Annotated in this window: 20 protein-coding genes and 1 pseudogene; 16 read left to right on the top strand and 5 right to left on the bottom strand. The window is 43.9% G+C overall.

All coding sequences use genetic code 11. The features are described from left to right. The first annotated feature begins 7 nt into the window (after window positions 1-7). Entirely contained in the window at window positions 8-598 is a 591-nt protein-coding gene (locus tag FTT87_RS07060) for a LysE family translocator (RefSeq protein WP_086196681.1), read from the top strand. Here FTT87_RS07060 and FTT87_RS07055 read toward each other — a convergent pair. Then, the gene (locus FTT87_RS07055) at window positions 595-1227 is read right to left on the bottom strand and encodes a DedA family protein (RefSeq protein WP_166169811.1); all 633 of its coding nucleotides are present in this window, start codon (window positions 1225-1227) and stop codon (window positions 595-597) included. The genes FTT87_RS07060 and FTT87_RS07055 overlap by 4 nt on opposite strands. A gap of 194 nt (window positions 1228-1421) precedes the next feature. Here FTT87_RS07055 and FTT87_RS07050 point away from each other — a divergent pair, with 194 nt between their 5' ends. The 4 genes and pseudogenes from FTT87_RS07050 to FTT87_RS15985 form a co-directional block, all read left to right on the top strand. Next, window positions 1422-1874, top strand: a complete 453-nt coding sequence (locus tag FTT87_RS07050) for a DoxX family protein (RefSeq protein ID WP_086196679.1) — start codon at window positions 1422-1424, stop codon at window positions 1872-1874. A gap of 182 nt (window positions 1875-2056) precedes the next feature. Beyond that, on the top strand, window positions 2057-2377 hold the full coding sequence (locus tag FTT87_RS07045) for a NirD/YgiW/YdeI family stress tolerance protein (protein ID WP_180174597.1): 321 nt from the start codon (window positions 2057-2059) through the stop codon (window positions 2375-2377). A 274-nt stretch (window positions 2378-2651) separates the two neighbouring features. Continuing rightward, window positions 2652-4220 (top strand): glutamine-hydrolyzing GMP synthase, encoded by a 1569-nt coding sequence (gene guaA / locus FTT87_RS07040; RefSeq protein WP_180043370.1) that lies wholly within the window; start codon window positions 2652-2654, stop codon window positions 4218-4220. Window positions 4221-4478: 258 nt separating this feature from the next. Beyond that, a pseudogene (locus FTT87_RS15985) lies at window positions 4479-4562 on the top strand (restriction endonuclease); the annotation flags it as partial. Here the strand turns inward: FTT87_RS15985 and FTT87_RS07035 are convergent. Next, a complete protein-coding gene (locus FTT87_RS07035) occupies window positions 4563-5831 on the bottom strand; it encodes a GGDEF domain-containing protein (protein WP_086196675.1) in 1269 nt (422 codons plus the stop codon). It lies immediately after the preceding pseudogene. Between the two features lie 328 nt (window positions 5832-6159). Here FTT87_RS07035 and FTT87_RS07030 point away from each other — a divergent pair, with 328 nt between their 5' ends. The 3 genes from FTT87_RS07030 to FTT87_RS07020 all read left to right on the top strand — a co-directional run bounded on the left by FTT87_RS07030 (window position 6160) and on the right by FTT87_RS07020 (window position 8277). Continuing rightward, on the top strand, window positions 6160-7107 hold the full coding sequence (locus tag FTT87_RS07030; protein WP_180174596.1) for a pirin family protein: 948 nt from the start codon (window positions 6160-6162) through the stop codon (window positions 7105-7107). Between the two features lie 24 nt (window positions 7108-7131). Continuing rightward, complete coding sequence (locus FTT87_RS07025) at window positions 7132-7530, top strand: OsmC family protein (protein ID WP_086196673.1); 399 nt, start codon at window positions 7132-7134, stop codon at window positions 7528-7530. 99 nt (window positions 7531-7629) lie between these two features. Beyond that, window positions 7630-8277, top strand: a complete 648-nt coding sequence (locus FTT87_RS07020) for a glutathione S-transferase (protein ID WP_180174595.1) — start codon at window positions 7630-7632, stop codon at window positions 8275-8277. A 45-nt stretch (window positions 8278-8322) separates the two neighbouring features. On the opposite strand, the gene phoR is transcribed toward FTT87_RS07020, so the two are convergent. The 3 genes from phoR to FTT87_RS07005 form a co-directional block, all read right to left on the bottom strand. Then, window positions 8323-9681 (bottom strand): phosphate regulon sensor histidine kinase PhoR, encoded by a 1359-nt coding sequence (gene phoR / locus FTT87_RS07015; protein ID WP_086196671.1) that lies wholly within the window; start codon window positions 9679-9681, stop codon window positions 8323-8325. A 25-nt stretch (window positions 9682-9706) separates the two neighbouring features. Beyond that, complete coding sequence (gene phoB / locus FTT87_RS07010; protein WP_180080961.1) at window positions 9707-10417, bottom strand: phosphate regulon transcriptional regulator PhoB; 711 nt, start codon at window positions 10415-10417, stop codon at window positions 9707-9709. Between the two features lie 240 nt (window positions 10418-10657). Beyond that, window positions 10658-11347 carry a TetR/AcrR family transcriptional regulator gene (locus FTT87_RS07005; RefSeq protein WP_180080959.1) on the bottom strand — a complete coding sequence of 230 codons (690 nt, stop codon included), beginning with the start codon at window positions 11345-11347 and terminating at the stop codon, window positions 10658-10660. Between the two features lie 236 nt (window positions 11348-11583). Here FTT87_RS07005 and FTT87_RS07000 point away from each other — a divergent pair, with 236 nt between their 5' ends. The 8 genes from FTT87_RS07000 (at window position 11584) to FTT87_RS06965 (ending at window position 20918) form a co-directional block, all read left to right on the top strand. Beyond that, window positions 11584-12432: an SDR family oxidoreductase gene (locus FTT87_RS07000; protein ID WP_180080957.1), complete on the top strand. Its 849-nt coding sequence runs from the start codon at window positions 11584-11586 to the stop codon at window positions 12430-12432. A gap of 342 nt (window positions 12433-12774) precedes the next feature. Further along, the gene (locus tag FTT87_RS06995) at window positions 12775-14283 is read left to right on the top strand and encodes an amidohydrolase family protein (protein WP_180080955.1); all 1509 of its coding nucleotides are present in this window, start codon (window positions 12775-12777) and stop codon (window positions 14281-14283) included. Window positions 14284-14377: 94 nt separating this feature from the next. Then, entirely contained in the window at window positions 14378-15877 is a 1500-nt protein-coding gene (locus tag FTT87_RS06990; RefSeq protein ID WP_180080953.1) for a carbohydrate porin, read from the top strand. Window positions 15878-15902: 25 nt separating this feature from the next. Next, window positions 15903-16958, top strand: a complete 1056-nt coding sequence (locus FTT87_RS06985; protein WP_180080951.1) for an ABC transporter substrate-binding protein — start codon at window positions 15903-15905, stop codon at window positions 16956-16958. A gap of 15 nt (window positions 16959-16973) precedes the next feature. Further along, a complete protein-coding gene (locus tag FTT87_RS06980) occupies window positions 16974-18224 on the top strand; it encodes an MFS transporter (protein WP_180174594.1) in 1251 nt (416 codons plus the stop codon). Further along, entirely contained in the window at window positions 18218-19063 is an 846-nt protein-coding gene (locus tag FTT87_RS06975) for an ABC transporter permease (protein ID WP_373423502.1), read from the top strand. Before FTT87_RS06980 ends, FTT87_RS06975 begins: the two co-directional genes overlap by 7 nt. Before the next feature lie 2 nt (window positions 19064-19065). Continuing rightward, window positions 19066-19878, top strand: a complete 813-nt coding sequence (locus tag FTT87_RS06970) for an ABC transporter permease (protein ID WP_180174592.1) — start codon at window positions 19066-19068, stop codon at window positions 19876-19878. 11 nt (window positions 19879-19889) lie between these two features. Then, on the top strand, window positions 19890-20918 hold the full coding sequence (locus FTT87_RS06965) for an ABC transporter substrate-binding protein (RefSeq protein ID WP_180080943.1): 1029 nt from the start codon (window positions 19890-19892) through the stop codon (window positions 20916-20918). Window positions 20919-20937: the final 19 nt, after the last annotated feature.

Genomic DNA, 20937 nt, shown 5'->3' with positions numbered 1-20937 from the left:
GGTATTTATGATCGAGAGTTGGCTTTTTGTATTGGCAGTGATTGCGGTATTGATGATTCCGGGTCCAACCAATGCATTACTTGCAAGCTCGGCTTATCAACAAGGCATTGCTAAAACCAGTCTGTTTATTCCGGCAAAAATGCTTGGCTATTTTTATGCCATTAATTTGTGGGCATTACTTATTCATTTGTGTGATCCAGTATGGCCGAACTTTATTCATATCCTGCATTTTTGTAGCGCCATTTATGTGAGTTGGATGGCTTTTCATTTGTGGAAAGCGTCAGATTTGGAAAAGCATAATCAACGCCATCCTTCGATCCGACCTCGACAACTGTTCTTTTCTACCTTCAAAAATCCTAAAGCCTTATTATTTGCTGCCGGTGTTTTACCGCTTGAAACCTGGAGCAATCCCACCAATTTTATTTTGGTATTTGCAATGTTCAGTCTGGTCCTGTTACCTACGGTGGTGTTCTGGATGTTTTTTGGGCGGGCCATTCTGGCGGGTCAGTCCAGACAAATAAAAGCCGATCTGTTATATAAAGGATCGGCCATGTTGCTGATTATGTGTATGTTACCCGTTGTGATTCGCTTCTTTTAATGCACTTTTTTGAGTTTCTGGCGAATAAAACCAATGATGCCCGGCAAGACACTAATAATAATGATGCCAAAAATCAGATGGGTAAAATTGTCTTTAACAATCGGCATATTGCCAAACAAGTAGCCTAAAATTACAAAAGAACCGACCCAGCAAATGGCACCAATGACATTAAAGCTGAGGAAATATTTATAATTCATGTGACCTGCACCGGCGACAAACGGGGCAAAAGTACGGGCGAAAGGAATAAAACGGGCAAAAATAATAGTTTTTCCGCCATGTTTTTCAAAGAATTTTTGCGTATAGGTTAAATGCTTTTTATTAATGAACCGTGATTCAATTTCAAAGACACGCGGTCCAATAAATTTACCAATATGATAATTCAGCGTGTCGCCCAATACTGCGGCAGTAAACAGCAAGATGACCAGAATATAAGGATTCATTGCGCCTGTGGATGCTGCTAAGGCTCCTGCTGCGAACAGTAGGCTGTCACCCGGCAGAAATGGCATAACCACCAAACCGGTTTCTACAAAAATAATCAAGAAAAGAATGGCATAAATCCACACGCCGTAATCGGTGATAAATTCGAGCAGATGGGCATCAACGTGTAAGATAAAATCAAGCAGTTCCATGGCGCTACAGACAGCAAAAATGTGCTGAAATCCTAGCAGTCTGGGGCATGAAAGTCAGTACCAAAAAGAAAATTAATTGCATTTTCATCCTTCCCTTTTTTCACAATGATTTATCTTACAAATTATTTATTGACCCCGATAAAAACAGGCTTAGGATGAAGAGGTCATTAAAACAAAAATCAAAAGGTGACCTCATGTTTAATCCGAATATTTTTATAAAAAATCTGCTGCAAGGTCTGCAAACCGATGCCTTTATCGCTTTGGTTGCACGTGTATTGATAGCCTATATTTTTCTGATGTCTGGCTGGATGAAAATCAATGCTTATACTGCAACGGCCGGGTATATGGAATCTAAAGGTGTCCCGGGTAGCCTGCTGCCTTTGAGTATCCTGGTCGTCGTTAGCGGTGGTCTGGCCTTGTTCTTTGGTTTCCAGGCCCGCCTGGCTGCTTTGGGCTTAGCTATTTTTACCTTTATTTGCGGCTTTATTTTCCACGGCACTGGGACTCAGGATGATGCCATTCACCTGATGAAAAATATTGCCATGACTGGTGGACTATTGTTCTTGATGTTGCATGGTGCAGGTAAATTCAGTGTAGATGACATGCTAGAGAGATCATCACCAGAGTTGAGGAAAATAGAAGGTTGATTCTAGCTTGTACAGGTCTTTTTGTAATTACATAAAACCTGCGTACAAATTGCCTGAATTTTGCTTCAATAAAGTTTGATGAAGCTACCAAAGTGGAGTCAGGTATGAAGCAAATGTTATGGGTAATTTTTATCTCTGGTGTAATGTTTTCTACAGCATCCTGAGCGGGTAAAAGTGATCAGATGATCGTGAATGAAGCTGCCCAAAATATGGTAACGGTTGCAGAAGCAAAACAACTGGCAGATGAAACTGCAGTGACCTTATCCGGCGTTATTGTCAAACGAATACGGGGCTATCATTTTGAACTCAAAGATGGTTCCGGTTCAATTGACATTGATGTCGATGATGATTTTTGGAAACCGATGGGCTTAAAAGCCGGCGATCAGGTGAAAGTGATGGGTGAAGTGGATACTCAAAGTGATCAATCCACCAACATCGATGTTGTTAAAATAGAAAAACTGTTAAATCCAAAGGATAAATGGCTTTGGTATAATCAGAACTAAACTGCAAGATTTGACTTAATCACCAAAGTCCTAGAGAGCATACGACAAGGTCTAAACAGATGAGGTCGATATCCATCATGATGAAATTGAAGGATATCTAAATCGTGAAAATAGAAAAATGGCAATATAAATAAGGCATCCGGACGGGTGCCTTGTTGTGCCAGAAATATAATGCAATCAACGAATTGAAAGCCTTGTGCGAATAGTGTGCTTAATGCGCCGAAAAATGATAGAATGCAGCGCTTATTTCGTTTGCCTTGCATAGTTGTTTGTCATGACTACCAATACTCAAATCACTGAAGACCGCATCCTGATTCTGGATTTCGGTTCTCAATACAGTCAGCTGATTGCACGTCGTGTACGTGAAGCTGGTGTATATTCTGAAATGTATGCCTATGACATGTCTGAAGAAGACATTCGCGCATTTAAACCAAACGGTATCATCTTGTCGGGTGGTCCGGAAAGTGTTCATGAAGAAGGTAGTCCACGCGCACCTGAAGTTGTATTCAACCTGGGTGTACCTGTATTGGGTATTTGCTACGGCTTGCAAACCATGTCCGAACAGCTTGGCGGTAAAGTAGAGCCAGGTACCGTGCATGAATTTGGTTATGCTGCGGTAGACGTTTTGGTTCGTGACCAGCTTCTGGGTGATTTAGACGATGGTGAAAACAAACTCAATGTTTGGATGAGCCATGGCGATAAAGTCAGTGCAATTCCTGAAGGTTTCCAGGTGACTGCCAGTACACCAAGCTGTCCATTTGCAGCAGTAAGCGATGAAAAACGCCGTTTCTATGGCGTGCAGTTCCACCCGGAAGTGACCCATACTGCAAAAGGTGCCGAGTTATTGTCTAACTTTGTACACAGCATTTGTGGTTGCCGTAATCTTTGGAACTCGGAAAACATCATCGACCTGCGTGTTGAACAGTTACGTGAACAGATTGGCGATCAAAAAGTATTGCTTGGTCTTTCAGGTGGCGTAGATTCATCTGTAGTTGCTGCGCTTCTTCATAAAGCCATTGGCGATCAATTGACTTGCGTATTCGTAGATAATGGCTTGCTTCGTTTGAACGAAGGCGAGCAAGTGATGGATATGTTTGCGAAAAACATGGGTATCCGTGTAATTCGTGCCGATGCTGAAAACCGTTTCTTGTCCGCTCTCGCAGGTGAAGTTGACCCTGAGAAAAAACGTAAAATCATTGGTCGTGAGTTCATTGAAGTCTTTGCTGAAGAGGCACGTAAGCTTGATGGCGTAAACTTCCTGGCACAAGGCACAATTTACCCGGACGTGATTGAATCTGCTGCAACTAAAAACGGTAAGGCACACGTAATTAAATCACACCACAATGTGGGCGGTTTACCAGATGATTTAGCCTTTGAACTGGTTGAGCCAATCCGTGACCTGTTTAAAGATGAAGTACGCCGTTTAGGTACCACTTTAGGCTTGCCGTTTGAGATGCTTTATCGTCATCCATTCCCGGGTCCAGGTTTGGGCGTGCGTATTTTGGGTGAAGTGAAAAAAGAATATGCCGACATTCTTCGTCTGGCTGATGACATCTTCATGCAAGAACTTCGCGCTAGCGGTTGGTATGACAAAACTGCTCAAGCCTTCGCTGTATTCCAACCAGTTAAATCTGTTGGTGTAGTGGGCGATGGCCGTCGTTATGCATGGGTGATTGCACTTCGTGCCGTTGAAACTGTTGACTTTATGACAGCTCGTTTTGCGCATCTTCCATATGAATTGGTAGACAAGATTTCGACTCGTATCATGAACGAAATCAAAGATGTTTCACGTGTGGTTTATGACGTGTCATCTAAGCCACCAGCAACGATTGAATGGGAGTAACTTTCAGCATAGCTGAAAGTCTTGCGAGGTGACAAAGCAGTGCTTTGTTATTTCACCTCTCAGGGTTTCAGGAAGCACTGCTTCCTGCCTAAATTACGCCATGAGCAAAATTAAAAGCATTGCTTTGAATTTTGTGCAAGATGCGCGCGGCAGTTTAGGAATCTAGAATTATTCAAATAAAAAAGAGCGCTTAGGCGCTCTTTTTTATATTTTAAAAAATTAATCTTTGAAGAATAGGAATAAATATTTTGAGCCACTAAATTCGGCTTTAGTATGCAAGTCGAGCGCAGTTTTCATATTTATAAAATAGACCAAGACCGTTTCGATGAAGATAATTTTTAATTATTCATGCGTATAAATCGCCACCTGATTGCGTCCATTTTTCTTGGCTTGATAGAGTGCAATATCGGCATTTTTAATCAGTAGGTTTAAATCACTTTGATTCGGCTGCAGTTGGGATACCCCAATCGACACACTGAAATTAAAGAAGCACTTATCTTTAACACAAATTTGATGGCTTTCAATTTTTCGGCATAAGCGGTTGGCAATGTTCATCGCATCTTCCAGTGTGGTATCGGGTAGCAAAGCAATAAATTCTTCCCCCCCAAAACGGGCCAGTACATCGCTATGACGCATTTCCCGGCGAGTAATATCAGCCAGTACCCGCAGCACTTCATCTCCCACATCATGACCATATGTATCATTAATATTCTTAAAAAAGTCGATATCAAACATCAATAGACAGGTTAAATTATATTTGGGCCATTGCTGTATGTTCTGTTCGGCCAGTTGTAAAAATTGTCGGCGGTTATATAACTGGGTCAGTTCATCCGTATGCGCCATTTCAGTTAAGGTGTAATAGTTCCAGTCATTGAGTAACACCCGCAAAAAATTACGTTTTGAATTTAATGTGTTATTCCAGCTGATATACATGCTGAGCAATAAAACCGGCGCGTAAATGAGTGAAAATAAAATCAGTTCCTGGACACTGACCAACCTGAATACGCCATTAAAAATCACCGCACTAATCAGCAGGGAACTAAAAATAGAATTACGAAAAGATACCTGTATGCATAAATTGCCCAATAAAATAAAGATGATGCTGGCGTAGAGATACGTATTCACAACGGGACTATGTGATAAATACAGCAGTTCAAGCCATATTGCTGCTGCAGCTGCAACAGAGGCTGGCAGCAAGCTATCCAGAATTTTAATATTCTTGCAGTAGCGGAAAGCCAGCCAGTTGACCGACAGTGCCAAGATGACAAGACTGAGCCGTGCAATACCGGACAGCATGCCAATGTCCGGTAATAAAACCCAATCGACAAAGAAATAGCTTAAAAAAGTCAGCTGACCAATAAAATTGACGCATTTTAAAAACTGTCGTTGGTGCTTATTTTGATAATCCAGATAATATTGTTGAAATTGTTCCGGAATACGGGTGCTAGGATGTTCTAGTTGGTGTTCTATCTGTTTTTGATTGGCGAGCGTACACAGCTGCTTGGGTAAAATGGCAGTTCCGATATTTGAATATTTATCTTTATTGTTCCCGATATGATTATATTCTTGATTTTCAGAGTAATGAAAATTTTCCTGCTGTCCTTGGGACATGATTATCCTCTTCTATAGCAGATTGGTCAGGGAGAAATAGTATGCTGAGGAAAAATATCTGTATACAGAAGACTGGGTAAGTCATCGCTATAATTGTGACAAAAAATTTTTTTCCTATAAAATTCATATGAATAGGGTAAAAATAGTCAATCATTTATCGCGTTTAGACCTTGTTTTATGAAGAAAATTTCAAAAATAATATTGTCCTGTCCATAGTATTCAGCGTACTAACTTTAACTATAGGCTGAATGATGAAGAGTCTATATGATTGATAACAATAGGTAGGACTTACAAGAACAGTTGCGTTCATGAAATTCAGGATAGTCATATGACCAATAGCAGCTATACAGAGCTTTCCAATTCGGACGATTGTGAAAAATACGTAAACCGGTTTATCCAGGAGTTTCCTTTGCGTAGTGCGGAAATTGGACAGGGCACTGTGATTAAGCGCGCCTTGCCCAGTCGCCATAAGCGTTTAATTGGGGCATGGTGCTTTCTGGATCATGCTGGTCCCGTGACTTTTCCCCAAGGTGATGGTCTGGATGTCGGACCACATCCACATATTGGCTTGCAGACTTTTACCTGGATGATTGAAGGCACCATGATGCATACCGACAGCTTGGGTACAAAGCAACTGATTCGCCCCAAACAGGTCAATTTAATGACCGCAGGATATGGCATTTCCCATACTGAAGTGGCACCGGAAACCGAAACCCATATGCACGCTGCGCAGCTCTGGATTGCCTTGCCGGATGACAAGATTAATATGGCACCGCGTTTTGATCATTATCCGGAACTGCCGGTGGTGGAAAAAGATCAGGTTGAATTTACCGTACTGGTGGGGGAGTTCTTGCAAACTCGGTCCCCAGTTGCGGTGCATAGCGAATTGCTGGGTGTGGATTTAACTGCACAGGAATCCACCACCACCCGAATTCAACTGAATCCGGAATTTGAATATGGCTTTATGGCGCTGGAGGGGGCTGCTGAAGTCAACGGTCATGAGCTGACAGAGGACAACATGGTCGTGCTGGAACCAGGCATGACGGAAATTGAAATCCAGTTACATAAAGGCAGTCGAGTACTGCTATTGGGTGGCGAACCTTTCGAGTCACCAATATTACTGTGGTGGAACTTTGTCGGGCGGACTCAGGAAGAGCTGTGCCAAGCCCGTGACGACTGGATGAATCAGGATAACCGTTTTGGCACCATTCCTGACTATCCGGGACCTCGCCTGGAAGCACCTGCATTCCCCAATAAAATGCGAGCCTCAAAATAACAATAAAATTCAGGAAGTTGGAATATGGAAATTATTGCAAATGCAGAAGTACAGAGCCTGGATGAACCTTGGTCAGGCGAAGTGAAAAGTGGCAAACACCAGTTTATGACGGATAAACCTGAATCATTGGGCGGGCAAGATCGGGGTCCTGCACCTTATGATTTTATTTGTTCCGGTCTGGTTTCCTGTACCATGATTACGCTGCGCATGTATGCCAGTCACAAAGGTCTGGAGCTCGGTCAATTTTCAGTAGAAGCTGATTTTAATAGCAATAAAGAAGGTAAAGAGTGGATTGAACGTCGTTTGTCCTTTGCTCAGCCATTATCGGATGAACTGAAACAAAAAATTTTAGACATTAGCAGTAAAACACCAGTCACCAAGACGCTGTTACGCAGTCTGGACATTAACACGGTTCTGCTTTAAATCCATGATCCAATAGCCATGACATTGTGTGCAAAGCAGAATGTCATTTTTCCAGCCGATCGGTCATGATCAAAATATAAAAATAGAGGTCAAAAAATAATGATTACACTGCACCATTTAGATCAATCGCGTTCTTTTCGAATTTTATGGGCTTTAGAAGAGCTGGCTCAAGATTATCAGGTCAAGTTTTATAAACGTTTACCAACATTTGCTGCACCGCCTGAATTAAAACTGGTTCATCCTTTGGCTAAAGCACCGATCTTGACTGATGAGGACCAGACGATTGTCGAATCGGCAGTGATTTTGCAGCATTTGCAAGAAAGTTATGATACAGCGCAGAAATTTAAGCCGAAGGCCAAAAAAGACCAGCAACAATACCGCTACTGGATGCACTATGCCGAAGGCTCCTTAATGCCGTTATTGCTGATACAACTGGTGATGAACAATGTACCGAAACGTGTACCCTGGCTGATTAAGCCAGTGGCACATAAAATTACTTCCGGCGTGAAGGCGGGATTTATTCATCCGCGTTTAAAAGAGCATATTGCTTATCTGGAAGATTATTTATCCATGCATGAATATTTTGCCGGATCATTTTCTTTTGCCGATATTCAGATGTGGTTTCCACTCGATGCCATTCAATCCAGAACATCCGGTTCATATCCCAATATAACCAAATATCTGAAACGTCTTGAGGAACGGCCTGCTTTTCAGAGAGCCAGGTTCAAGGAACAAAGCCTGACTTAAAACAGGTAGGTGGCCTGTTTTAGATCAGGGTTAAAACAGGCCGGTCTAGCAGAGTTTGTACAGGCGTTCTTTAGGGAAAATGACTTTAAAAGTCGAGCCTTCATTCTCTTTGGATTCAATTTCCAGATGCGCGCCGTGTTGCATCAACACATGTTTCACAATGGCCAGACCTAAGCCAGTGCCACCGGTTTGACGGCTACGCGCACTATCCACACGATAGAAACGTTCGGTTAAACGTGGCAAATGTTTGGGGTCAATCCCGATGCCGGTATCTTGAACGGTAAAGATGCCGTGTTCACCATCATCATGCCAGCCCATGGTAATCGTTCCACCTTTAGGGGTGTACTTAATGGCATTGGTAATCAGGTTGCTAAAGGCACTGGCTAGCTCGGTCTCGGAACCGATCAGGTCACAATGGCTGTCAATGTTGAGATTGAGCGCATGGTGATAGTCGACATTATAGGCTTGTGCATCATCAAACAGCTGGTTCATCAGACTTGGCATTTCAATAATCTGGTTTTTCGCGATTTTTTTATCATTTTCTAAACGCGACAATAGTAATAGATCATTCACCAAGGCATTCATGCGCTTGGTTTGCGCCTGCATCTGGTCGAAGGCACGTTTCCAGCGCGGGTTTAAATCTTCCTGATCGGTAAAGGTTTCAATATAACCGCTGAGTACGGTAAGCGGGGTACGTAATTCATGGGAAATATTGTCGACAAAGTCTGTGCGCATCTGTTCCAGATTATGCATGCGGGTCACGTCATAAGCCACCAGTAAGCGGCTTTCCCCACCAAAGCGGGTCATTTTGACTTGTACATAATGGTCTTCAAAGGCCGAAGATTTCATTTTCAGGCCATCGGGTGCTTCGTCAATATGGTTAAAATATTCAATAAAACTGGGCTGGCGCAGAATGGTTAAAATATTGCGACCGCGATCTAGCGGTTGAATACCCAGGAGTTTTTCTGCGGCCGGATTCCACCATTCAATCTGGTGCAGATCATCAATCAGTACCACCGCTTCAGCCAGCGCCACCAGTGAAGATTGCGCCCGATCAATCAGGCCGACCATTTCTGCCTGAACAATACGCTCCTGACGCTGCGAACGATAGACATTAAACAGCAAGGCTCCCCAGATGCCATTTAAACTGGGTGGCACATCATAAGGACGGTTGGAAATCCATTCATTGACCAGATACAGTGAACGCAATTGCAAGGCAAAAAACACCGTAAGGGCGATGAGAATAAAAATCCAGAAATACCCAATCCCTAAACCGATTAAACCTGCGATCAGCAATAAAAAGGCCAGCAGACGTAAATCTTGCTTGGCAAAAGTCCATAAACTGCTGTAACGAAACTGTTTATGTTCTCGCGCAAGTTCCGGGACGGGGTAGGGTTCATACATAAAATATAGTTGACCTAAATGACGACTAACCTAAAGCGACATCTGCGCGGGTAGAAAAACGGTAACCTGTACCACGAACCGTTTGTACATAACGGTCTGCACCAAACGGTTCCAGCACTTTACGCAAACGACGGATATGTACGTCAATGGTACGATCTTCAATATATACGTTACCACCCCAGACCTGATCCAGCAATTGAGCACGGGTATAGGCACGTTCCGGATGCGTCATAAAAAAGGCCAATAAACGGTATTCTGTGGGTCCCATTTCTAAAATATTATGACCATGACTGACCCGCTGGCTGACAGGGTCGAGTACCAGACCATTAGCATCAATAGTTTTTTCACCGTTTAGGGCATTGGCACGGCGTAACACGGCCTTAATGCGGGAAACCAGTTCACGGGTGGAAAACGGTTTGGTCATATAGTCATCTGCACCGGCATCCAGACCTTGTACTTTATGGTCTTCTTCAGCGCGGGCAGTGAGCATGATCACGGGAATTTCTGATAGGGTTTCATCGCGTTTCAGACGGCGGCACAGATCTACACCGCTGACACCACCCGGTAACATCCAGTCGAGTAGAATAAGCACAGGGCGTTGATCCACAATCATTTGATGGGCCTGTTTGGCATCTTCAGCCTGTAGGCATTGGAAGCCCGCCATATCCAGCGAGGTATGGATCATTTCCCGGATCGGGAGCTCATCATCGACGATTAATATATAGTCATCTTTCACAGCGCAATACCCTATTTCACGTAAACGGTGGACCGTTTTATATTTATGACAGGCTTATTACAAAGATTAATTATGACAGTATCATTGCAGAATAGGTAGTTCGACTGAATTTAGCAAAAAAATTGTCACAATTTAAAATAAGATACAATCAAGAATTTAAAATAAATCAGTTAGATAAATATATTAAATTCAAGGTGTTGAGTATTTTTTGATAGTTTGGTGACCAGGGCTGTGCCGGAATCATATTTTTTCTTTTTTCGAAAAAGTCTCAAGCAGTGATAAAAAAACGATACTGCAAGAAGACAGTACATCCTCTATGGAGAGCTTGAAACCACTGACCACCCAGCGGATGGCGATTTGCGTGACATAGCCATTTAAACCGGTCGAAATCATCGAAATTTCACGTTCAGAGCGGTTAATGTTCGGCATCATCAGCATCACAAAGGCATGAATCATACGGTCAAAACGTGACATGGTTTCATGGATGGTGGCCTGGTTATGCAGCTCCTGAACCAGCATGGCATCAATATAAATAATCCGTGCCATACCCGGATTGTCTTTCAAGGTGGTGAGCAGGGCGGTTAAACCGGCTTCGATCATTTTCCGCGGATCGGTCGAGGCCTGCATAATCGCCTGCGTGACATTGTGCTGTAACTGATCAATCAGCTTTAAAAAGATGGTCTGAAACAGTTCATCACTTTTCTTAAAGGATTCATAGAAATAGCGTTCAGTCAGTTTGGCTTCCGTACAAATATCTTTGACTGTGACTGCAAAAAAACCATGTGTACCATAGGCTTCAATTCCGGCTTCAATCAGTTTTTCTCGACGTGCCTGTTTACGTTCGCTTAAAGACATCCCTTTAAATTGACGTTCTTTGGTTTTTGCCGGTTTATTTTGATTTTCTTCGAAATTTTTGTGCTGTTCAGTCATAGATGTGGTGTGCCGAATGAAATCGAGGTTTTGCCTTATATTAACAATAATTTATCTTTAAACCTATGTTTAAAACAAAGCAGCAGCTTTTCCAGTACAGGGAGGAATAGACCATATATTATATTGACAATTGTTATTGTCAAAATTATATTGGATGGATGAACTGCAATCTTCCAGACAGAAAAACAATCGAAATGTTTAGATGGATGAGGCAGCAAGCTGAATAAGGATAGCTCATGAAAAATTTTAAAAATAAAGTCGCAGCCATTACTGGTGCAGGGTCGGGTATTGGGCAGCAATTGGCCGTACTTTTGGCCAAGCAAGGCTGCCATTTGTCTTTAAGTGATGTCAATGAACAGGGTTTGGCGAAAACAGTTGAACTGGTCAAAGACAGTCATGTCCGTGTGACGATAAAAAAAGTCAATGTGGCCAAACTGGAAGAAGTGCGCGCGTGGGCTGCTGAAACTGTTCAGGATCATGGTTCCGTCAACATGATTTTTAACAATGCCGGTGTGGCATTGGGCTCAACCGTGGAAGGGGCGAGTTACGAAGAACTGGAATGGATTGTGAATATTAATTTCTGGGGCGTGGTGTATGGCACCAAAGAGTTCTTGCCTTTAATCAAACAATCGGGTGAAGGGCATATCATCAATATTTCCAGCCTGTTTGGCCTAACCGCACAGCCGACCCAGTCTGCCTATAACGCGACCAAGTTTGCTGTGCGTGGTTTTACCGAATCCTTGCGGCAGGAACTGGATATTGAAAACTGCGGTGTTAGCGCGCTGTGTGTACATCCTGGCGGTATTCGGACCAATATTGCCAATGCAGCAAAAATGAATGACAGTATCCGGTCTTTAGGCATGCATCCGGAAAAATCAGCCAGGTCTTTTAATAAATTATTACGTTGTCCGCCTGAAGAAGCAGCCCGCCAAATTTTGGAAGCAGTGCAAAAAGACAAGCGCCGTCTGCTGATTGGCAACGACGCCAAAACCCTGGATTTAATCCAGCGTATTTTGCCGACCGGTTATCAGCGTGTCACAGCATTTGCCACCAAGTTAAGCAATAAAAACAAAAAATCGGCTTAAAAATACGGCTTTTAAAAAACCCGCAAATTGCGGGTTTTTTTATGTGCTGAAATGCAGCTTTTCAAATCCTCTCCAAAGTATGCTTTTTTAAGTTTTAACCCGTCAATTAAAGTGATAGGAGAGACTCAGAAATAATTTGATATCTAAAAATAAGAAATAAAAATAAAAAAACCAGCTGAATTTAAATAAGCAAGTGTTGGAATATCAACACACATATCGCGTTAAAACCAACATTTCTGGTTGGGATAATTGTAATAAATTTAATTAAAACAATAACTTAAAATGTTGGCATGCTTGTTGTAATAACAGGGAGGTGTAATGATAAGAAATTAGGTAAATCTCATGACAATTTTAAAAGATTTAAAGGCAAAACAATCGCGTGCTGCTCAAGTACGTTCTCAACTTGATTATCCGGTGATTGATACGGATATCCATACCAATGCCTATAGTCCGGCTCTGGAGGATTATATTGCGCAGTATGGGGGTTCACGTGTGGTCGATGTATTTCGTAGCCATTTAAAAAGTAATGGTTTAAACGCATTAGCGGCAGAGTGGTACAACGCCAGCCCGGAAGAACGTAAAAACCGTCGTCTATTCCGTCCGCCATTTTGGGCACTCCCTTCAGAAAATACTTATGACTTGGCAACGGTTGCCTTACCGGGCTTATTGTATGAGCGTCTGGAAGAACTCGGTACGGACTATGCTGTGCTCTATCCGAATCTGTCTTTATTTCCAATTAATTCATCCAATGATGACCTGCGTCTGTCCTTAACCCGTGCAATTAACCATTTCCATGCCGACATCTATAAGCCTTATGCCGACCGTCTGACGCCAGTGGCTGCGATTCCGCTGAATACGCCGCAAGAAGGGATTGAGGAACTCGAGTTTGCACAAAAGTTGGGATTAAAAGCTGCCCTGATTCCGGGTGCAGTACGTCGTCCAATTCAGGCTGTTGCAGAGAAATATCCTGAAGATACAGACCTGCGTCGTTATGCTTACTGGTTAGATTTCTTCGGTATTGACAGTGAATATGACTACGACCCGTTCTGGCAAAAGAGTGTGGATTTGGGGATTAACCTGTCGACGCACTCGGGCAGTCAAAGCTGGGTGGCACGTAATTCACCAAGCAATTATATGTTTAACCACATTAACCATTTTGCCGATGCCTCTGAAGCATTGGCCAAAGCCTTGTTTTTTGGCGGTGTCACTGAACGTATTCCACAGCTTCGTATTGCACTTTTGGAAGCAGGGGCTGCCTGGGGACAAAATGTGTTAACTCATCTGGTTGACCGTTTTGAAAAACGCGGTAATGAACATGTGCAACAGTACAACCCTGAGCGGCTAAACCGTGAATTGGCGCTAGAGCTCTATCGTCAATATGGACATACCTTGTACCAGGGTCGTGAACTGAATGAAGCTGAGATTATCGAGAGTTTATTTGGCGTGGCTTCAACTTCACGTTTCCAGACGCAAAATCCAGCTGAAATAAATGATTTTGCCTTGGCCAAAATACAAAACAAACAAGACATTTGGGATCGCTGGGTACCGAACTTCTATTTTGGCAATGAAGCAGACGATCGCACGATTGTCGGTGCATTGAATCCTAAAGGTAATCCATTTGGTCAGAAAATTAATGCGCTCTATTCATCAGATTCAGGCCATTGGGATGTGCCTGAATTAACTGAGCCGTTGGCAGAAACTTGGGATCTGGTTCAAGAAGGCGCGATTACGGCAGAAGACTTCAAGGCCCTGGTATTCACCAATCCATACCAATTCTATACCGAGAATAATCCTGATTTCTTCAAGGGAACGCAAGTTGAACACAAACTGAAAAACAATCAGGCCGCTTAAACCTAACTATTTGGAAAATTGAAACAACCTCATGCCTTTGGCATGGGGTAGGGGAAATTTTGTATTTAAAACAATAGATGAAGTGAATGTAACAATGAGAAAGACGAGTTTAACTGTTGCGATTGGATTTATTCTGACGACGACATCGAGTTTTAGTTTTGCCCAGGATGCCACTCTCAACAAGCAATTGGAGGGACTCAAAAAGCAGATTGAAGTTTTACAACAGCGTTTAAATGCAGTGGAAGTGCAAAGTTCGACATCCACAAAAAAAGCAGTTGTTCCAGCCACTGTGAATGCGGATAACAGCGAAGAACTGACCGCTCAAGACAGCGAAACTGGCGAAGAAGTCGTAACGGCTGAAGCGACCCCTGCAACATCCGACGATATTGAAGGTTTACGTGCCGATATCGAAAACTATAAATATGACCAGTCTCGTCAGTATGAACGTCAAACCGTGAAGTCGACCCGCGATACGACTTTATTCGGTACGGTGCAACTGCGTGCCAATGTGCAGGACAATAACACTGCGCCCAATACGCCTAAATCGAGCTTTGATGTGGGTACGGCATTGCTGGGCGTGCGCGGTAACTTGTTTAAAGATTATAACGAAGGCAAAAACCTCGATTACCAAGCCTCATTCGGCTATTCAAAACGTAATGATGGCAGCAACAACAGTAACTTTAACTTGCTGGATGCTTATCTGCGCTATCACGTATTTTCCACCAATGGCGGTGCAGAAGTTCCCAAGCTGAACCTGACTTTGGGTCAACAACTCTTGCCATTCGGCTTGGATGTGCAATCTCCGGAAGATTTACGCCCCACTATCAGCACTGCAACCGCACCCACGTATCTAGGTTTATTTACCCGTCAAAATGGCTTGATTGTGCGTGGCGATGTCAAGCCATTTGTGGACTATGGTGCGAACTATCGTGCCCCACTATTTGAATACGCGCTTGGGGTGACCAACGGTAATGGCAGTAATAAAACCGATGACAACAATAGCAAAGATTATATTGGTCGCGTGGCATTTACCTTACCTGTGGATTATGCCAGCTGGCTTCGCGAGCTGAAATTCGGTGCGTCCTATATTAAAGGCGAAGCAAAATTATCCGGCTCAGGCATTAGCGACAACAAAGCCAAACGTGATCGCCTTGGTTTTGACGTGTATTACAACCATGCACCCTTTGGCGTGACCTATGAATATCTGCAGGGCAAGACAAATTATATCGATACGACTGTACCAGCCATAAAAGAAGCCAAAGCAGAAGGCCATACCGTCACTGCATTTTATACCTTGGGTGACCAGTTCTATAACAGCATTAAATCCAATGCCAAGTTTGATGATTTCTGGCCGAAATCAGTTCAGGGTTACTACCGTTACGACAGCTATAACCCGAATAAAAATCAGAAAGATTATCTCGATAGTGCCAGTGGCCGTATAGGTGAATATGACATTCATTCACTGGGTCTCAACCTGTTTTTTGCCCAGACCACCAAATTCCAGTTACAGCTCAATCACTACATTTATGACATTGAGACTGCCACCCAAAAAGACACTAACGAATTGCAGGCGCAATTCCAGTACACCTTTTAATTTTGATTGTTAAGGAACAGATTTAATGAAACTTTTTTCTAAAAAAATTGCGGCAACATTTCTAGCCCTCTCCGCATTCGGTTTAAGTTTACACATCCATGCCGCCAACCCGAAAGAAATCCGCATTTCTATGTCGGGTGCCGGTGAAGGCGGTAAGCCAAAAACAGGCGGGAGCTTTGTTGCTTCAGCGCATTTACGTGGTGTGTTGGAACAGGAATTTAAGAAAGATGGCATTGCAGTGAAATGGTTATTCTTTCCGGGTGCAGGACCTGCCACCAATGAAGCCTTAGCCAACGGTAAAGTCGATTTTGCTTTACATGGCGACTTGCCGTCATTGGTGGGTCGTTCAACGGGCCTTAAAACCAAGGTGCTATTTTCAACTGGCCGCTTTGGCCCAACCTATGTAGTAGTGCCTGCGAGTTCAAATGCCAAGTCATTTGCAGACTTAAAGGGCAAGAAGTTTTCAATCTTTAAAGGGACAAATCAACAGATCGTTTTTAACCGTGTCCTGGCTAAATATGGCTTTACTGAACGTGACTTACGTGTCATTTCACAAGACGCTTACTCTGCGCGTACCGCACTGGCCACCGGGGATATTGATGCTGCGATTACTTCACCCTTTAGTCTGGTTTCACGTGGGGTCGCCAAGAAGCTTATTGAAATTAAAGATCCAAAAGTTGCCCCACTGGCGCATTTCTGGGTAACTGAAAGTTTTGAAAAACAATATCCAGAAGTGACGCAGCGAGTCGTTACCACGCTGATCAAACAGGCAAAGTGGAGCTCGGAAGAAGCCAACCGTGTCACCCAGTATAAGCTGTGGTCACAAAGCGGTATACCACTGGTCGATTACCAAAAAACCTGGGATGGCTGGAACTTGAAAGACCGTACTTCGCCATTACTGGACGAGTTTCATCGTGCACAAATTGACAGCGCATTAAAAATTGCCAAAGACGCAAAACTCATCCGCCGCGATGTCGATACCAAAACCTGGTATGAGCCGAAGTACTTAAACAATGCCTTGAAAGAACTGAATTTACAGAACTATTGGCGTGCATTTAATGCCAATGGTCAGCCGAAATAATTCAGGAATGTGGTTATGAATCCGATTGAAAGCAATGTTGTCCTTAGCCCCCTGAGCGCAAAATTCATGGGCAGTTTTGTACTTTTGACCATTATTGCCGGTTTAGGCGTCGGTGTTGCCCGTATTTTGATTTCATTGTACGCCGTGCAGCTCGAAGCAACAGAGCTTCAGTTGGGACTGATTGCAGCAGCGCAAAGTGCAGGCATTCTGCTGATGGCGCTGCCGATTGGGGTCATGGTGCAGCGTCTCGGTTCACTGAAAGTTTTTAGTCTGGGTAGTGTGATGGGTGCAGCTTTGTATGCGCTCACCCCACTGCAGGAAAGTGCCTGGTATTTACTGGCATTGACAGCCTTGGTGAGCTTTGTCTTGCCGATGCGCTTTGTCTCGATTAATACCGTTTTCCTGAGCAATTTAAAGCGTCTTGGGCCAGCCAAAGCAGGCTGGTTCAGGGGTTCACACATGATGGGATTTTTCCTGATCGCCCCGGCTTTAACCGTCTTGCTGATTCAGCACTTTGGTTATAGCAGCAGTTTTTACTGTGTGGCCTTAATGTTTCTGGCCACGCTATTTTTTGCCCCGTTTTGCTTTCAGCAAGTACATCAGGCTGCAGCCAATGCACCGCATTTTCAATGGCGAGATGTAGTTGCCCCACTGGCATTACTGAAAGCCCATGCTGCCTTGCGTATGGTCTGCGCTTTAGAGTTTTTAAGCAGTCTGGCCAATAACTTTTTTGGTTTTTTCATTGTCGTCATCGCCATTCAAAGCTTCTCCATGGCTGAATCGGCGGCAGTCATGTTGTTGACGACCCAAGGCCTGGTTTTTGTCGGTTCCTTATTTACCCTGGGCGGTTGGGCCGAACTGATTGGCTATCCGAAATTTTACTGGATCGGACTGAGCTTAATGGGCAGTGCCTTACTGATTTTAGCCATCACGCCGATTACATTCTGGATGTGGCCGGCATCGCTGATGCTGGGTCTTGGTTTGGGCATGCTGCACATTGCCAACCTTATGGCATTTGCCAGGGTGGGCGAACAAACCGCAATGGCAAAAATTTCACCGATTGTAGCGCTGGTTGGCCCAGCCGGTGGCTTGTTTGGCGGCTTTTTAGGGGCTGCATTGGGTGCCAGTGTAGGCTTACAAAACCTGTTTTTCCCGATTGGTCTGGCCTTTATCGGACTGATTTTATTGATCTCTCGTGATCAGGCATTTATCTCTTTTTTAAAGCCTGATGATTCACAACAACCAGCAGAAGGACAAGAATCATGAGCCTTACGAATGTAAGCACACATTCGGTACAGTGGCAAAGTTACCGTAGTGCATTTGAATTTTTTAAGAAATACCTGAAAGTAACCTTGCAATTGGCTTGTGGTCTGCTGCTACCGGTGTTGTTTTTGGCGGTGTGGCATGTGGCAAGCGTGCAGCAGTGGTTGCCAGAGCAAATTTTGCCAGCGCCACAATTGGTGTGGACGACCACTGTTGAACTTTGGCAGTCTGGCGATTTGCAATTCCACTTTGCCACCAGTGCCAAACGTATTTTCTGGAGCGTGGCTTTAGGGGTGAGCGTAGGCTTAAGTTTGGGGATCTGGTTTGCATTATCACAGCGTGCGCAGCGTTTTGTCTTGCCAACGATTCAGCTCCTGACCCAGTTTCCAATTATTGGCTGGATTCCACTGCTGATGATTTTCTTGGGTATTGATGAAGCCTTGAAGATTGTCGCGATCTCATTAGCCGTGGTTTCACCGGTGCTGATCGCAACCTTTAAAGGCATTCAGCAAGTACCAAACCGTTTAATTGAAGTGGCACTGGTTTACCAGTTTTCTAAATTCCAGACTTTTTCCAAGGTGATTTTACCGGCAAGCCTCCCTGCGATTATTAGCGGTTTACGCCAAGGCGTGATGCAGGCGTGGCTGGCTCTAGTGTTTGTGGAATTACTGGCAAGCAGTGAAGGCATTGGCTTCCTCATGGTCTGGGGACGTCAATTGATGCAGATGGATATTATTTTCATGGGCATTATTTTAATTGGCATCACGGGTTTTGTTCTGGACAGTGGTTTGGCTGCTTTTGAACGTCTTGCTCGTTTTTATGCAACACGGGTAGGGGGTTAATCATGTCAGAACTCAGTCTTGAAAAATCAGCCATCCGTGTAAATTCAGCTGTGGAAAAAAGTATTAAAGTGCTGCAAGCCTTGATTTTACCCCTCGCCTTTATTGCACTCTGGACCGTGGCTTCAGCCTTACAGTGGCTGGATGCCAAACTGATTCCATCACCCTTGACGGTATTCAACGGAGCAATCCAGAGCTTTAGCCAAGCCGAATTTTGGCAGGGTTTTGTGGCGAGCTTAAGTCGTAATTTTGTCGGCTATGCAATTGGCGCAAGTCTGGGCGTGACCTTTGGTGTGGCTTTAGGGACTACACGCTGGATCAACTGGTTATTTGCACCCGGTTTTAACGTATTACGTCAGGTGTCACTGTTTGCATGGTTGCCGTTGATCTCGACCTTTTTAGGTTATGGCAACGGTGCAAAAATCCTGTTTATCAGCCTTTCGGTATTCTATCCCGTGGCACTGCATAGTCTTGAAGGCGTGAGCAGCATCAGTGCGAAATACAGCGAAGTCGCAAGAGTCTATCAATTTCCCAAACACTACACCTATCGCAAACTCATTCTACCGGCAGCCAGTCCACAGATTTTTGTCGGTCTGCAACTGGGTTTGATTTTTGCCTGGCTGGCAACCGTGGGTTCAGAATTTTTACTGGCAAATTATGGCGTTGGGCTGGGTAATCTGGTCATCCGTGGCCGTGAGCAATTTAATGTGTCGCTGATTATTTTAGGCATGCTGAGCATTGGTATTGTCGGGGTGATCTTAAACAGCATTCTTGCGCGGATAGAACGAAAAGTCCTGTGCTGGCAGCAGCGTAGCTAGGAGAAATAACAATGAAAATACTCCCAAAATTTTGGCAAAAAGCGGTCTTGGCTGCCGTGATCGGTGCAAGTGTCGTTGCAGGCTGTAGCACAGAACAGTTGGTAAAAAATCCTGCCGCAGCAGTGACGAATTTGCGTTACCAAAGTTATCCCGGTCTGGTGTCCTTGCCTGAACTTGCACAAGACTTGGGTTACCTGGGCAAAATTAAACTGGATTATGTCGGCACGGTACAGGGTGGTCCACAAGACCTGCTCACGCTGGTTGCAGGCGATGTCGACTTTGCCTCGGCCTTTAATGGGGCGGTGGTGAAAGTGATTGCTGCAGGTCTGGATGTTGTACCGGTTGTTGCATCTTATGGCAGTGATGCGGAAATGAACGTGGGTTTCTATGTACTGGAAAATAGCCCGATTCGTAGCGCACGCGATTTTATTGGCAAAAAAGTCGCGGTAAATGCCTTTGGCGCACATTATGAATTTATCGTGAAAGATTATTTACTGCGTCATGGTTTAACCGAAAAAGAAATTCGTGAGGTGGAGCTGATTGTCTTGCCGCCAATCAGTGCCGAGCAAGCCTTACGCAATGGGCAAATTGATATTGCTGTGTTCTCGGGCATTTTGGAAAAACGCGCATTAAAAAGCGGAGGTGTCCGTCCGGTGTTTAAAGATATTGAGCTTTATGGACCATTTACTGCCGGCAGTTATTCAATGCGCCGCGACTTTATTGAACAAAACCCGGAGCTGGCCAAAACCTTTGTCAATGGTGTGGCACGTGCACAAGAGTGGCTACACAACACACCAAAAGAACAAATTATTGCGCGTATGGAAAGCATTATTGATAAACGTCAGCGCAACGAAACCAAAGTCCTGATCCCATTTTATACCGGAACCGGTGTACATGCAGTGGGTGGGGTGCAAAAAGACCAAGACTTCGCACCTTGGGTCAAGGCTTTGGTACAAGAGCAGAAATTAAAACCGCATCAGCTCAATGTCAGTACGTTGTATAGCAATGAATTTAATCCTTATGCAGCACAAAAAAATTAAGATTAAAAAAGGAATATAA

The organism is Acinetobacter sp. YH01022, from assembly GCF_013420235.1.
In the GTDB taxonomy this organism is placed as follows: domain Bacteria; phylum Pseudomonadota; class Gammaproteobacteria; order Pseudomonadales; family Moraxellaceae; genus Acinetobacter.
This window is presented reverse-complemented; position numbering and strand designations above follow the sequence as displayed.